Below are 13802 nucleotides of genomic sequence, written 5' to 3'. Positions count from 1 at the left end.
CGGTTTTGCCGAAGAGTTGCGGGCGCCTGCCTCGCGCTTTTATGTAGCTTCTGCGGTAGACTGGTCGACGTCGTTTTTTGCAGAACCTCAAATTCCCACAAGACGAAACAGGGTGTGCGAATGAATCGACTGTGCAAGTCTCTGATGGTGCTTCAGGTTGCAGCAGGGTTCGTAGGTTTCGTAGCGGAGGCAAACGCGGCGGATGCGGCAAAGCCGGATCTGGACCGCGGCAAGGCGATTGCCGGGCAGGTGTGTGCGTCATGTCACGGCGCCGACGGCAACAGCGCGTCGGGCAGTTTCCCGAAGCTCGCCGGCCAGCATCCCGAATATCTGGTCAAGCAGTTGAACGACTTCAAGACCCAGTCGGGCGCGAAGGGGCCGGCGCGGACCAATCCGGTGATGGTCGGGTTCGCGAGCGCGTTGAGTGCGGACGACATGCGCAACGTCGCCGCCTATTACGGCTCGCAGGCAACGAAGCTCGGCACCGCACGCGATGCGGCGACCGTGCCGATCGGCCAGAAGATCTATCGCGGCGGCATCGCGGAAAAGGGTGTCCCCGCCTGCGCGAGCTGTCACGGGCCGACGGGGCAGGGGCTGCCGGTCCAGTACCCGCGTCTGTCGGGGCAGTGGGCCGATTACACGGTTGCCCAGTTGACCGCGTTCCAGCAGGGTGCCGGCGCGCGCAACAACAACGAGGCGATGCATCAGATCGCATCGCGTCTGTCGGACAACGAGATCAAGGCCGTCGCGGATTACATCGCGGGCCTGCGTTGAACGGGCCGTCGCGAATGGAATGACCGGCGCCCGAAGGGCAGCCGGAGCCAGAACAAGAAAAGGGTGGGGCGCCGCGCGATCGCGGTGGCCTCGCCCTTTTTTGTCGGCACTCGCCGGGCCGCCCCGGGAGTGCGGACGCCCCTTCCGGGGCAGCGAACAAAGTGAGCGTGGGGGCTGTTTCCCCCAAAGTCGGAGTTTGAATGAGCGTTACCACGTCGGGGTTGCAGTCGAAGTCGGGTCAAAGTGCGTCCAGGCGCGCGATCGAGCTGGTGAGCTCGATGCGCTTCGCGATCGCGCTGCTGGTGGTGTTGTCGATCGCGAGCATCATCGGCACGGTCCTGACCCAGGATGACCCGTATCCGAACTACGTGAACCAGTTCGGGCCGTTCTGGGCGGACATCTTCCGCTCGCTGGGCCTGTACAACGTGTACAGCGCGTGGTGGTTCATGCTGATCCTGATCTTCCTTGTCACGTCGATCTCGCTGTGCGTGATCCGCAATGCGCCGAAGATGCTCGCCGATGCGAAGAGCTGGAAGGACAAGGTCCGCGAAGGCAGCCTGCGCGCGTTCCATCACAAGGCCGAATACACGGCGTCCGGCACGCGTGCGACCGTCGCGGCCACGCTCGCCACGTTCGTCGCGAAGGCCGGCTACAAGCACGTGGTGCGCGAAACCGACGGCGCGACGCTGATCTCCGCGAAGCGCGGCGCGCTGACGAAGTGGGGCTACATCTCCGCGCACCTCGCGATCGTCGTGATCTGTATCGGCGGCCTGCTCGACAGCAACCTGCCCATCAAATTCCAGATGTGGATGTTCGGCAAGAGCCCGGTCAACACGAGCGCGACGATCAGCGAAATCTCGCCCGACCACCGGCTGTCCACGTCGAACCCGACGTTCCGCGGCTACGCGTGGGTGCCGGAAGGCCAGTTCGTGTCGACCGCGATCCTGAACCAGCCGAGCGGCTCGCTGATCCAGGACCTGCCGTTCTCGATCCAGCTCAACAAGTTCATCGTCGACTACTACACGACGGGGATGCCGAAGCTGTTCGCGAGCGACATCGTCGTGATCGATCGCGAGACGGGCCAGAAGATCCCGGCGCGCGTCGAGGTGAACAAGCCGTTCACGTACAAGGGCGTGTCGATCTACCAGTCGAGCTTCCAGGACGGCGGCTCGCAGATGCAGATGACGGCCTACCCGATGACGGGCGACAACGCGAAGACCTTCGCGGTAAAGGGCACGATCGGCAGTACGGCGCCGCTGCAGATGCCGGGCAGCGACGGCGACACGATCGAGTTCTCCGACTTCCGTGCGATCAACGTCGAAAACATGGCCGACGCGAACGGCAAGCCGGACGTGCGCGGCGTCGCGAAGACGGAGTCGCTGAAGGAGGTGTTCGACGAGCGGCTCGGCTCGGGCGCGAAGACGTCGAAGCCGATGCAGCTCCACAACATCGGCCCGTCGGTGCAGTACAAGATTCGCGGCAAGGACGGTCAGGCGCGCGAATTCAACAACTACATGCTGCCTGTCGACATGGGCGGCACGCGCGTGTTCCTCGCCGGCGTGCGCGGGAGCCCGAACGATCCGTTCCGCTACATGCGGATTCCGGCCGACAGCCAGGATTCGATCGGCGAATGGATGCGCCTGCGCGCCGCGCTCGAGGATCCGGCCGTGCGTGCCGACGCCGCCGCGCGTTTCGCTCAGCGTTCGCTGCCGACGACCGAAGCGTCGCTGCGCGGCCGTCTGCAGGACAGCGCCTTCAAGGTGCTGACCCTCTTCGCGGCGAGCGACGACAGCGTCGGTCGCGGCGCCGACGGCCAGCCGATCGGCGGCTTCCAGGCGGTGGCGACGTTCATCGACCGTTCGGTGCCGAAGGCCGAGCAGGAAAAGGCGGCCAGCCTGCTGCTGCGCATGCTCGAGGGCTCGATGTGGGAGGTCTGGCAGATCGCGCGCGAGCGCGCCGGCGAGCCGGCCGCCCAGCAGGGCACCGACACGATCCGCTTCGTGCAGAACGCGATCAATGCGCTATCGGACAGCTTCTTGTATGGATCGCCGGTCTATTTGCAGCTTGACTCCTTCAAGCAGGTGCAAGCTTCGGTATTTCAGTTGACGCGCGCACCTGGCAAGAATCTGGTGTATCTTGGCAGCCTGCTGTTGGTCGCCGGCATCTTCTCGATGTTCTACGTGCGCGAGCGGCGCCTCTGGTTCTGGCTCAAGGATGCCGGTTCGGGCGTCGATGTGGTGATGGCGATGTCCACGGCCCGCAAGACCTTCGATTTCGAGAAAGAATTCGTGCAGACGCGCGACGCGGCCGGCGCCGCCTTGCGCGCCGCACCGCGCGACGCCGCGCCCGCAGGCGCGGCAGCGACTGCCCGTCCGCCCGCCGGCGGCGGTTCCGATTCCGAGAACTCCACCCGGTAACATCATGGATCTCACTCAAGTTTCCTCTTCCCCTTCGGGGCCGGCAAAGGCCTCGAATCCGGCGCCGTTGTTCGACGACCGTCCGTTCCTCGCCCGCCTGTCGATCATCGACTGGTTGTTCGCGCTGGCGCTGGTGGTCGGCGCGGGCTATGCGTTCGTGCACTACAACGAACACATGAATTACTACGACAAGGCGGTGATGATCGGCACGGTGCCGGCGCTTGTCGTGCTCGGCTGGCGCTGGAAGCCCGCCCGGCTGATGATGGCGTCGATCGCGGTGCTGTCGCTGCTGTCGATCCAGATCTACCAGGGCGATCTCGCGCGCGCCGATTCGGCGTTCTTCCTCAAGTACTTCCTGTCGAGCCAGTCCGCGATCCTGTGGATGAGCGCGCTGTTCGTGCTCGCGACGATCTTCTACTGGATCGGCTTGCTCGCACGCTCGGAGTCGGGTTCCGCGATCGGCCAGAAGCTCACGTGGGTCGCCGTGCTGATGGGCTTCACCGGCCTAATGGTGCGCTGGTACGAGTCCTACCTGATCGGTGCCGACGTCGGGCATATCCCCGTATCGAACCTGTATGAAGTGTTCGTGCTGTTCAGCCTGATCACCGCGCTGCTTTATCTGTATTACGAAGGCCACTACGGCACGCGCGCACTCGGCGCATTCGTGCTGCTGGTCATCAGTGCGGCTGTCGGTTTCCTGATGTGGTACTCGGTCGCGCGCGATGCGCAGCAGATCCAGCCGCTCGTGCCGGCGCTGCAGAGCTGGTGGATGAAGATCCACGTGCCGGCGAACTTCATCGGCTACGGCAGCTTCGCGCTGTCGGCGATGGTGTCGGTCGCGTACCTGATGAAGGAGCGCGGCGTGCTCGCCGATCGCCTGCCGACGCTCGAGGTGCTGGACGACGTGATGTACAAGTCGATCGCGGTCGGCTTCGCGTTCTTCACGATCGCGACGATCCTCGGCGCGCTCTGGGCCGCCGAAGCATGGGGCGGCTACTGGAGCTGGGACCCGAAGGAAACCTGGGCGCTGATCGTGTGGCTCAACTACGCGGCTTGGCTGCACATGCGCCTGATGAAGGGCCTGCGCGGCGCGGTCGCCGCCTGGTGGGCGCTGACGGGCCTGCTCGTGACGACGTTCGCGTTCCTCGGCGTCAACATGTTCCTGTCCGGGCTGCACAGCTACGGCAAGCTGTAAGATTTCCGACGCTGGTCCGACAAAAGACCGCCGGCGCACTGCGTGCCCGGCGGTTTTCTTTTGTAACGGGCTGGTGGCCCGGGCGTCGAACGGCGCATGGTCGGCCGGGTCGAACGCTGATGAAGCGTGCGCGCCGCGCATGCAGGAGGAGCAGCACGATGTGGATCAAAACCCCTTGGCGCACCGTACTGACCGGCGGTGATATCGCGCAGAGCGAGATTACGCCGCGCGCGATGTTCGAGAACCGGCGGCGCGTATTGCAGGCGGCCGGCCTGGCGGCGGCGGGCGGATTGCTGGGCGGCAGCGGCGCGGCGTTCGCCGCGTATGCGTCGCCCGACGCGCGGGCCGCGAAGCTCGCGGCGAAAACGAACCCGAAGTTCGTCGCGGCCGACAAGGTGACGCCGTTCAAGGACATCACGTCCTACAACAACTACTACGAATTCGGCACCGACAAGGGCGACCCGGCGCAGAACGCGAGCACGTTGCGGCCGCGCCCGTGGCGCGTGAGTGTCGAGGGCGAGGTGCTGCATCCGAAGGTATTCGATCTCGACGAACTGCTGAAGCTCGCGCCGCTCGAGGAGCGCGTGTATCGGCTGCGCTGCGTCGAGGGCTGGTCGATGGTGATTCCATGGATCGGCGTGCCGCTGTCCGAGCTGATCAAGCGCGTGCAGCCGACCGGCAACGCGAAATACGTGCAGTTCGTCACGCTGGCCGATCCGTCGCAGATGCCGGGGTTGTCGACGCCGGTGCTCGACTGGCCGTACTCGGAAGGGCTGCGGATGGACGAGGCGATGAATCCGCTGACGCTGCTGACGATGGGCGTCTACGGTCAGGTGCTGCCGAACCAGAACGGCGCGCCGGTGCGCATCGTCGTGCCGTGGAAGTACGGCTTCAAGAGCGCGAAGTCGCTCGTGAAGATCCGCTTCGTCGACAAGCAGCCGAAGACGAGCTGGAACACGTATGCGTCGAACGAATACGGTTTCTATTCGAACGTGAACCCGAACGTCGACCACCCGCGCTGGAGCCAGGCGACCGAGCGCCGGATCGGCGAGGACGGCTTCTTCACGCCGAAGCGCAAGACGCTGATGTTCAACGGCTACGGCGATCTCGTCGCGTCGATGTATCAGGGCATGGATCTGAAAAAGAATTTCTGAGCGCGACGGTGAGAAACGACATGCCTCCTTCGACACTGGAGCCCGTGCGCGCGTCCGGCACGCGCACGGCAGCCGCGGGTAGCGCCCGGGCCGGCGCCGTGCGTACGACGTCGCCGCGCTGGCTGGTGCCCGCCAAGGTGCTGGTTTTCGCGGCCGGCCTCTATCCGCTCGCGCGACTCGTGCTGTTCGGGCTGACCGACCGGCTCGGTGCGAACCCGATCGAGTTCATCACGCGTTCGACGGGCCTCTGGACGCTGATAATGCTCTGCGTCACGCTCGCCATCACACCGCTTCGGCACGTGACGAGCGTTCCTGCGTTGTTGCGTTTTCGCCGGATGATCGGCCTGTTCGCGTTCTTTTATGCGACGCTGCATTTCACGACGTACCTGTGGTTCGACAAGTGGTTCGACGTGCTCGCGATCCTGAAGGATGTCGGCAAGCGTCCGTTCATCACGGTCGGCTTCGCTGCGTTCGTGCTGCTGATTCCGCTGGCCGCGACATCGCCGCGTGCGATGGTGCGCCGGCTCGGCCGTCGCTGGGCCACGCTGCATCGCGCGATCTATGCGATCGCGCTGTTCGGCGTGCTGCATTTCTGGTGGATGCGGGCCGGCAAGCACGATCTCGCGCAGCCGAGGCTCTACGCGACGATCGTCGCGGTGCTGCTCGGCTGGCGGCTGCTTGCATGGGGCTGGCGGCGCGTCCGTACCTGACGTGCGGGCCTGAGAAAAACAAAAGGCGATGACCGGAAGTCATCGCCTTGGGGCGCGAGAGAAACCGCCGCGGCGGGCGTGCGACTACTGCGCGGCGGCCGGGCCTGATGCCGGCGTGGCGGGCTTCGGCGCACTGCTCGACAGCTCGGGAGACAGCGTAAGCGGCGTGCCGGAAGAATCGGGAATACTGTCGGACGCGTTTTCATCGGTCGGCTTGACGTCCGACGGCGGCGTGTCCTGTTGCTGGATGGGCTTCGCCGGCAACGGGGGCACGGTAGGCAGATAGAGCGGACCGCGTTGCCCGCAGCCGGCAAGAATCGCCAAAGCCGCTACAATCGCGCTCATCCGGAAAACGACTCGCATGATCGTCCCTGAGCAATTATTTAACCGATAGAGTTTAGCATGTCCGATACTGAATACCTGGCCCGTGCCGAGGCTGTGCTGGCGTCCGTCGAACGTACCGTGGACGCCGCGAACGACGGCGATCACGACATCGATCTGGAGCGCAACGGCAGCGTGCTGACGCTCACGTTCGAGAACGGCTCGAAGATCATCATCAACCTGCAGCCGCCGATGAAGGAGCTGTGGATCGCCGCGAAGGCGGGCGGATTCCATTACCGTTTCGTCGACGGCGAATGGCGCGATACGCGCACCGGCACCGAGTTCTTCTCGGCGCTCACCGACTACGCGACGCAGCAGGCCGGCCTGGCGATCACGTTCCGCGCATAACGACGCTCGCCCGCCCGCCGGGCGCCGATACGTCGGATCAATGCACAAAGAAAAAGCGCCCCAGCGGGGCGCTTTTTTCATGGCCGGGCCGTTCGTCAGTGGCCGCGGAAGAGGTTCATGATGTCCTGCTTTTCCTGCTCGTCGACGTGCGGCACCGGTTCCTCGGTGTCCTGCACCGCCGGCGCCTGCGGCACGCCGACCGTCGACACGAAGCCGTGCCCCGGCGTGAACTCGGTGAAGTACAGCTCGCCGCCGATCGACTGGACGTCGTCCGGCATCGTCGGCTTGAACTCCGGCACGCCCTTCAGCGCCGCACCCATGTATTCGATCCAGACCGGCAGCGACAGGCCGCCGCCGGTTTCGCGATCGCCGAGGCTGCGCGGGTTGTCGTAGCCGATCCACGCGATCGCCGCGAGCGTGTGCTGGTAGCCGGCGAACCACGCGTCGTGCGAGTCGTTCGTCGTACCGGTCTTGCCCGCGAGGTCGGTGCGCTTCAGCACGTTGGTGCGTGCGCCCGTGCCGCGCTGCGCGACGCTCTGCAGCAGGCTGTTCGTCACGTACGCGTTGCGTGCGTCGATCGCGCGCGGCGCGTTCTGCTCGGCGATGAGCGGCTGCGCGCGGGCGACGATCGCGCCGTTCGGATCGGTCACTTCGGCGATCAGGTACGGGTTCACGCGGAAGCCGCCGTTCGCGAACACCGAGTACGCGCCGGCCATCTGCAGCGGCGTGACCTGGCCCGCCCCGAGCGCCATCGGCAGGTAGGCCGGATGGCGGTCGGCGTCGAAGCCGAAGCGCGTGATGTACTGCTGCGCGTACTTCGTGCCGATCTGGTTCAGGATCCGGATCGACACGAGGTTGCGCGAGCGCTGCAGCGCGGTGCGCATCGACATCGGACCTTCGAAGCCGCCGCCGTAGTTCTTCGGCTCCCACGGCTGGCCGCCGGTTTCCGCGGCGCTGAAATACAGCGGGCCGTCGTTGATCACCGTGGCCGGCCCGAGGCCCTTGTCGAGCGACGCCGAGTAGATGAACGGCTTGAACGACGAACCCGGTTGCCGCCACGCCTGCGTGACGTGGTTGAACTTGTTCTTGTTGTAGTCGAAGCCGCCGACGAGCGAGCGGATCGCGCCGTCTTGCGGGACGATCGAGATGAACGCGCCCTCGACCTGCGGCAACTGCGTGATCGACCACTTGCCGGCATCGTTCTTCACGACACGGACGATCGCGCCCGGGCGGATGCGGCGGTTCGGCTGCGCGTTGGCCGACAGCGCGCCCGACGCGAAGCGCAGGTTGTCGCCTTCGATCGTCGCGGTGCTGCCGTCGATGAAGGCCACCGTGATCTGGCGCGGGGTGGCCGCGGTGACGACCGCCGCGATCAGTTCGCCGTTGTCGGGATGCTCGAGCAGCGCGTCGTCGATCGCCTGTTCGCGGTCGTCGGCGCCGGCCGGCAGCTCGATGAAGCCTTCCGGCCCGCGATAGCCGTGGCGGCGCTCGTAATCCATGATGCCCTTGCGCAGCGCGGTGTACGCGACCTGCTGGTCGGCGGAATCGATCGTCGTGACGACGTTGAAGCCGCGCGTGTAGGTTTCCTCACGGTACTGCGCATACATCATCTGCCGGACCATTTCCGCGACGTACTCGGCGTGCACGCTGAACTCGCGGCCCGCGCCCTTGACGACGAGCGGCTGCGCGACAGCCTCGTCGTACTGCTCGCGCGTGATGAAGTTCAGCTCGAGCATCCGCTGCAGGATGTATTCCTGGCGGACCTTCGCGCGCTTCGGGTTGACGACCGGGTTATACGCCGACGGCGCCTTCGGCAGCCCCGCGAGCATCGCCGCTTCCGCGAGCGTGATGTCCTTCAGGTCCTTGCCGAAATACACGCGCGCGGCGCTCGCGAAGCCGTACGCACGCTGGCCGAGATAGATCTGATTCATGTAGACCTCGAGAATCTGATCCTTCGTCAGCGCGCGCTCGATGCGGTACGCGAGCAGCATCTCGTAGATCTTGCGCGTGTAGGTCTTCTCGCTCGACAGGAAGAAGTTGCGCGCGACCTGCATCGTGATCGTGCTCGCGCCCTGCGACGCATGGCCGTTCGTCAGCGCGACGAAACCGGCGCGGGCGATGCCGGTGAGGTCGACGCCGCCGTGATCGTAGAAGCGCGCGTCCTCGATCGCGAGGATCGCCTTCTTGAGCGAGTCGGGCACCTCCTTGAAATGGACGATGTCGCGGCGTTCCTCGCCGAATTCGCCGATCAGCACGTGATCGGACGTGTAGATGCGCAGCGGTACCTTCGGACGATAGTCGGTCAGCGCGTCGAGCGACGGCATGTTCGGCCACGCGACGACGAGCGCGTAGCCGAGCACGAGGCCGCCGGCCACGACGAGGGCCACGCACATCGCGGCGACGCCGATCAGGGCTTTCTGCCACCAGGGCCGTTTCTTCGGCTCCGGCGGGGGAGGCGGGGACGTAGGAGACGTGGATTGCATAGGCATACCGGAAAACAGTCCCGCGATTATAGCTGCCCGGTAAGACCGGCCCTGACGCGACGGGTGGCCGGCGAAAAGCGGCGCATCGCGGTGCCGCCAGCATAACGTCCGCGCGGCCGCCGCGCGCCATGCCTGGCCGTCCGGCCGACTGTCGGAGGCACGCGCCACTTTGCAGAATCAGGCATCGGAAACGCGGCGTGGGCCGCAACGAGCGCGGGAGGCTGGGATGACAGCACGATGGGCGGCGCGGTTCGCGCCGGGCAGGCACCGTTCGACGGGCATCGACGTCGGAGCGGACGAGGTGAGGGTGGCCGTGCTGAACCGGCGCGGCCGGGGCGCGGATGTGCGGGTCGAAGGGCTCGAGCGGGAGCCGGTAGGACTCGCGGACGGGCCGGAGGACGCGCGCTGGGCCGCGGTCGCACGGGCGTTGGCGGCCGCCGTGTCGCGGCTGTCGGCGGCAGGCGTGCGCTGCGGCGCGCATGGCGTGATGGCGCTGCGCGACGACGAGATGCGCACGGCAACGCTCGACCTGGCCGGGCGCGAGGACGTCGCCCACGCCGCCCGGCAGGCGGCCGAACGCATCTCGGGGCTGGCGCCGGACAGTTTCGCGTTCGACTGGCGGCAGGAAGATGGCGCGCATTCGGGCGAGATCGCGGTCGCCGTGGCGCCGCAGGCCTTGCTCGAGCGGCGGATCGACGTGGCCGCGCAGGCCGGCATCGACCTGACGGCCGTCGACGGCGAGTCGGCAGCCGCGCTGCGCGCATTGCGCCATGCCGCACAGTTCGAGCTCGACGCGCACGGCCCGTACGCCGCATTCTGGTTCGGCGACACGGGTGTGCGCGGCTGGCGGGTCGACGGTCCGGTTGCCGCGCCTATGCTCGCGGTATCCGGCGACGTGCGGGCGGCGCTCCCCGACGCATTGCGGCAGTGCGTATTCGAGCCGGTGCGCTGCGTGCTCGTGGCCGGCGACGCGCGCTGCATCGCCCGCTGCGGTACGTCGGTCGCGGACATCGGAGATGCACTCGGCGTGGCGGCGGTGCCGTTCGACTGCACGGGATGGAACGGGCTGCCGGGCGAGCCCGGCGGTGTGCCGGACGCTGCGGCATTTGCCCTCGCGGTCGGGCTGGCGCTGCGCGGGGTGTGGGAATGATGGCCGATACGGGGTTCGGGCGGACCATCGTCGGCCACGCCGCGCTCGGCGGCTTCAATCTGCTGCCGTACCGGGAGCGTCTGGCGCACGCGTTGCGGCGGCGCCGTGCCACGCAGTGCGGAGCAGCGATCGTGCTCGGCGTGTTCGGGGCCTGCGTGTGGACGGGCGCGCAGACTGTGTGGAGATGGGGCGTGGATGCGGAGCGTGCGCGGGTGGAGGCGCAACTGCGGCAATTGCAGCCCAAGGTCGCGGCCGTCCGGCGTGCCGCCGGCGCGGCCGCCGACCTCGCGCAACGCGATGCGCGGTCGGTCGTGCTTGCCGCGCCTTACCGGCGTGCCACCGGGCTGCTCGCGACGCTGGCGCAGGTGCGCGACGACACCGTGCGGCTCGACGCATTGCGCACGACTTCGTCCGGCGCCGTGCTCGACGCGCGCGCGACGAGTTACCGCGCGGCCGCGCGATGGCTCGCGCGGATCGCTGCCGAGCAGCGCGACTGGCGATTCGATATCGGAGAGCTGACACAGGCTTCGGCCACGCCGGTCACGGCTTCAGCCGCGCCGTTCCGGTTTTCAGTACAGGTGCGCTGGCACGACGCGTCGCCGCAAGGCGCAGCGGGAGGCGGCGCATGACGGCGATCGTGCATAGGTCCGTGCCGCGCGTTGCCGGGGCGCTTGGCCACGTGGCGCGGGTATCGCCGGCCACCGCGCACGCCATCGGCTGCGTGGTGGCATTCGTGTCCGTGCTGGTGGGCGGCATTCATCTGATGGATGCCGGCGACTGGAGCGGGCTCGCGCGCAGTCGCGCGTTGCTGGCAACGGCACAGGCGCGTGCCGCCGACACCCAGCGGGCACTCGCCGCCGCGCAACGGCACGACCCGGCCCCGGGCTCGGCCGCCGGGCGCAATGTCAGCGCGACGCGTGCGCCGGCGTGGCCCGCGCTGATGCTGGAACTGGCCGACCTGGCCGGAGCGAGCGGACTGCGGATCGTGTCGATCGAACCGCAGCGCGCGGACGATGCAGCACCGGATGGCCGGCGTACGGTGCGGATCGTCGCGGACGGCGGCTTTCCGGCGCTGCTGAGGCTGATGGGCGGGCTGGCGGGTTTGCCCGCGCTGGTGGTGCCGTCGGTCCTGCATATCGAACGAAAACCGCCCACGGCGCGGGTCGACATGACAATCGACGTGTTTCCGGCGCTGCCGGGAGCCCGTTTGCCGGATGGGGCGGCGCCCATGCTCGCCGGTGCGTCAGGCGACGATCCATTCGGCGGCGCGGGTTCGCTCACGGTAGCCGACGATGCGGTGCCGCGTCTGGCCGGCACCATTCGCGACGCGCGCGCCGGGCTTGCGTTGTTCGACGCCGGTGACGCTGGATTCGCGACCGTCGCCCGCGGTGAAGCGCTTGGCGCCGCGCGGGTGATGCGCGTCGATGCCGGCGCCGTGACGCTTGCGACGGCCGATGGCGCGCGCCGGTTCGTCATGGACGACGGAGGTCGTCCATGACGAAATACGGATGGTGGGCGATCGCATTCCAGGTCGCATCATGCGTGGCCACGGCGCACGCGGCGCTAACGCCATTGCCTCCGTTGCCCCCTTTGCCGCCGGCCGGCTGGTCGATCGCATCGGTGCCAGCGTCTGTCGAGGACACACCGCTGCCGCAGGGCACGCTCGATGGCGCGGACGGCATGAACGGTGCCGCATCCACACAGGACGGCCCACAGCCGTTCGATCAGGCCGCGCGTGCAGCCGTTCGGGCAGGCACGACCGCGCCGGTACCGTTGCTGGAAGGGCCGCCGATCCCCTTGCCGCCGCCGACGCGCATGAGCGACGCCACGGCGCGGCACCCCGGCGATGCGGACGACGCGCGGCGAATCTCGCTGAACCTGCAAGGCGCCGGGCTCGCGGCCGCATTCGACGCACTCGCACGATTCACCGGGCTCAACATCATCGTCGGTGAACAGGTGCGCGGCACCGTGACGTTACGTCTGAACAATGTCCGCTGGCGCGATGCATTCGATACGTTGCTCGACACGCACGGGCTGGCCATGTCGCGGCGGGGCAACGTGATCTGGGTCACGCCGGCTGCCGAACTCGCCGCGCGCGAGCGCGAGCGCTTCGAAACGCACGCCCGCGCGGCCGATCTGGAGCCGCTCGCGAGCCGGACCTTCGCGCTGCACTACCCGCGCGCGCTGGACGTGCAGCGGCTGCTGGCCGGTGCGACCGGCCAGCGCCTGCTGTCGAAGCGCGGTGCCGCGGCGGCCGATCCGCGCACGAACCTGCTGTTCGTCACCGATCTTGCGCCGCGCATCGCGCAGATCGCGGGGCTGATCGACGCGATCGACCGGCCGTCGCGACAGGTGCGGATCGAGGCGCGCATCGTCGAAGGCGAACAGGGCTTCTCGCGTAACCTCGGCGCTCGCATCGCGTTGCGCGCGCAGGGGCGGGCGCCCACCGCCGATGGCGCGGCATCCGCGACCGACACGCGCAACGCGCTCGATCTCGCCGCGCGGCCGCTCGGCGGCTTCGAGGCGGCGACGGCCGGCTTCACACTGTTCGCCGCGCCGCTCAGCCGCGTACTCGACGTCGAGCTGAGCGCGCTCGAGGCACAGGGGCGGGGCCAGATCGTCTCCAGCCCGCGGGTGGTCACGGCCGACCGCGTGAAGGCGATCGTCGAACAGGGCTCGGAGCTGCCGTATCAGGCCAAGGTCGGCAATGGCGTGAGCGGCGTGCAGTTCCGCCGCGCGACGCTGAAGCTCGAGGTCGAGCCGCAGATCACGCCCGACGGGCGCGTCGTGCTCGACCTGGACGTGACGAAGGACAGCATCGGGGAGCCGACCGCGGCCGGCCCCGCGATTCATACGAAGCACGTCCAGACGCGCGTGGAGGTCGAAAACGGCGGGACGGTCGCGATCGGCGGGATTTATGAGCAGCTGAACCGGGATGATGTGACGCGGGTGCCGCTCTTGGGCAAAATACCGATACTGGGCGCGCTTTTCCGGCACCGCGCGCGGCGCGACCAGCGCAGCGAACTGGTCGTCTTCATCACGCCGACGGTCGTCGGCACGCAGTGCGACACGCCCGGCGGGGGCGACGCGGACGCGGGAAAAAGGGGGCCGGAAGCGGGCGGCGCAGGCTCGACAAGGCAGCCGCTTTGCCAGTAAGCTGCGCCACACACCAGCAGATTCAAGCAGAGGA

The 13802-nt window shown here is 67.6% G+C and carries 12 protein-coding genes; 10 read left to right on the top strand and 2 right to left on the bottom strand.

The window, feature by feature from the left end:
* Positions 1-120 precede the first annotated feature (120 nt).
* From SB771_RS30165 to msrQ, 5 genes are all read left to right on the top strand, one after another.
* Positions 121-774, top strand: coding sequence for a c-type cytochrome (locus tag SB771_RS30165; protein ID WP_006758792.1), 654 nt, complete (start codon positions 121-123; stop codon positions 772-774).
* Positions 775-974: 200 nt separating this feature from the next.
* The gene (locus SB771_RS30160) at positions 975-3191 is read left to right on the top strand and encodes a cytochrome c biogenesis protein ResB (RefSeq protein ID WP_175661874.1); all 2217 of its coding nucleotides are present in this window, start codon (positions 975-977) and stop codon (positions 3189-3191) included.
* 4 nt (positions 3192-3195) lie between these two features.
* Positions 3196-4386, top strand: coding sequence for a c-type cytochrome biogenesis protein CcsB (gene ccsB, locus SB771_RS30155; RefSeq protein ID WP_175661875.1), 1191 nt, complete (start codon positions 3196-3198; stop codon positions 4384-4386).
* A 158-nt stretch (positions 4387-4544) separates the two neighbouring features.
* The gene (gene msrP, locus SB771_RS30150) at positions 4545-5540 is read left to right on the top strand and encodes a protein-methionine-sulfoxide reductase catalytic subunit MsrP (RefSeq protein WP_175661876.1); all 996 of its coding nucleotides are present in this window, start codon (positions 4545-4547) and stop codon (positions 5538-5540) included.
* 20 nt (positions 5541-5560) lie between these two features.
* Positions 5561-6250 carry a protein-methionine-sulfoxide reductase heme-binding subunit MsrQ gene (gene msrQ, locus SB771_RS30145; RefSeq protein WP_175661877.1) on the top strand — a complete coding sequence of 230 codons (690 nt, stop codon included), beginning with the start codon at positions 5561-5563 and terminating at the stop codon, positions 6248-6250.
* An 84-nt stretch (positions 6251-6334) separates the two neighbouring features.
* Here the strand turns inward: msrQ and lptM are convergent, their stop codons facing one another.
* On the bottom strand, positions 6335-6613 hold the full coding sequence (gene lptM, locus SB771_RS30140) for an LPS translocon maturation chaperone LptM (RefSeq protein WP_011655770.1): 279 nt from the start codon (positions 6611-6613) through the stop codon (positions 6335-6337).
* A 39-nt stretch (positions 6614-6652) separates the two neighbouring features.
* Between lptM and cyaY the strand changes: the two genes are divergently transcribed.
* The gene (gene cyaY, locus SB771_RS30135) at positions 6653-6979 is read left to right on the top strand and encodes an iron donor protein CyaY (protein ID WP_175661878.1); all 327 of its coding nucleotides are present in this window, start codon (positions 6653-6655) and stop codon (positions 6977-6979) included.
* A 95-nt stretch (positions 6980-7074) separates the two neighbouring features.
* On the opposite strand, the gene SB771_RS30130 is transcribed toward cyaY, so the two are convergent.
* Positions 7075-9468, bottom strand: coding sequence for a penicillin-binding protein 1A (locus SB771_RS30130; protein ID WP_410721228.1), 2394 nt, complete (start codon positions 9466-9468; stop codon positions 7075-7077).
* A 220-nt stretch (positions 9469-9688) separates the two neighbouring features.
* Between SB771_RS30130 and SB771_RS30125 the strand changes: the two genes are divergently transcribed.
* Genes SB771_RS30125 through SB771_RS30110 form a run of 4 tightly spaced genes read left to right on the top strand, consistent with a single transcriptional unit; the run spans position 9689 to position 13768 of the window.
* Positions 9689-10612 carry a competence protein ComA gene (locus SB771_RS30125; protein WP_175661880.1) on the top strand — a complete coding sequence of 308 codons (924 nt, stop codon included), beginning with the start codon at positions 9689-9691 and terminating at the stop codon, positions 10610-10612.
* Positions 10609-11241: a fimbrial protein gene (locus SB771_RS30120; RefSeq protein WP_175661881.1), complete on the top strand. Its 633-nt coding sequence runs from the start codon at positions 10609-10611 to the stop codon at positions 11239-11241. The genes SB771_RS30125 and SB771_RS30120 overlap by 4 nt, the downstream gene beginning before the upstream one ends.
* Positions 11238-12110, top strand: coding sequence for a pilus assembly protein (locus SB771_RS30115; RefSeq protein ID WP_175661882.1), 873 nt, complete (start codon positions 11238-11240; stop codon positions 12108-12110). Before SB771_RS30120 ends, SB771_RS30115 begins: the two co-directional genes overlap by 4 nt.
* The gene (locus SB771_RS30110) at positions 12107-13768 is read left to right on the top strand and encodes a type IV pilus secretin PilQ (RefSeq protein WP_175661883.1); all 1662 of its coding nucleotides are present in this window, start codon (positions 12107-12109) and stop codon (positions 13766-13768) included. Before SB771_RS30115 ends, SB771_RS30110 begins: the two co-directional genes overlap by 4 nt.
* Positions 13769-13802: the final 34 nt, after the last annotated feature.

The organism is Burkholderia sp. SIMBA_051, assembly GCF_046534915.1.
In the GTDB taxonomy this organism is placed as follows: domain Bacteria; phylum Pseudomonadota; class Gammaproteobacteria; order Burkholderiales; family Burkholderiaceae; genus Burkholderia; species Burkholderia ambifaria.
This window is presented reverse-complemented; position numbering and strand designations above follow the sequence as displayed.

Excerpts from the sequence above, each read along its gene's own strand:
- SB771_RS30165 (WP_006758792.1), top strand. The coding sequence starts at position 121 with ATGAATCGACTGTGCAAGTCTCTGATGGTGCTTCAGGTTGCAGCAGGG.
- SB771_RS30160 (WP_175661874.1), top strand. The coding sequence starts at position 975 with ATGAGCGTTACCACGTCGGGGTTGCAGTCGAAGTCGGGTCAAAGTGCG.
- ccsB (WP_175661875.1), top strand. The coding sequence starts at position 3,196 with ATGGATCTCACTCAAGTTTCCTCTTCCCCTTCGGGGCCGGCAAAGGCC.
- msrP (WP_175661876.1), top strand. The coding sequence starts at position 4,545 with ATGTGGATCAAAACCCCTTGGCGCACCGTACTGACCGGCGGTGATATC.
- msrQ (WP_175661877.1), top strand. The coding sequence starts at position 5,561 with ATGCCTCCTTCGACACTGGAGCCCGTGCGCGCGTCCGGCACGCGCACG.
- lptM (WP_011655770.1), bottom strand. The coding sequence starts at position 6,613 with ATGCGAGTCGTTTTCCGGATGAGCGCGATTGTAGCGGCTTTGGCGATT.
- cyaY (WP_175661878.1), top strand. The coding sequence starts at position 6,653 with ATGTCCGATACTGAATACCTGGCCCGTGCCGAGGCTGTGCTGGCGTCC.
- SB771_RS30130 (WP_410721228.1), bottom strand. The coding sequence starts at position 9,468 with ATGCCTATGCAATCCACGTCTCCTACGTCCCCGCCTCCCCCGCCGGAG.
- SB771_RS30125 (WP_175661880.1), top strand. The coding sequence starts at position 9,689 with ATGACAGCACGATGGGCGGCGCGGTTCGCGCCGGGCAGGCACCGTTCG.
- SB771_RS30120 (WP_175661881.1), top strand. The coding sequence starts at position 10,609 with ATGATGGCCGATACGGGGTTCGGGCGGACCATCGTCGGCCACGCCGCG.
- SB771_RS30115 (WP_175661882.1), top strand. The coding sequence starts at position 11,238 with ATGACGGCGATCGTGCATAGGTCCGTGCCGCGCGTTGCCGGGGCGCTT.
- SB771_RS30110 (WP_175661883.1), top strand. The coding sequence starts at position 12,107 with ATGACGAAATACGGATGGTGGGCGATCGCATTCCAGGTCGCATCATGC.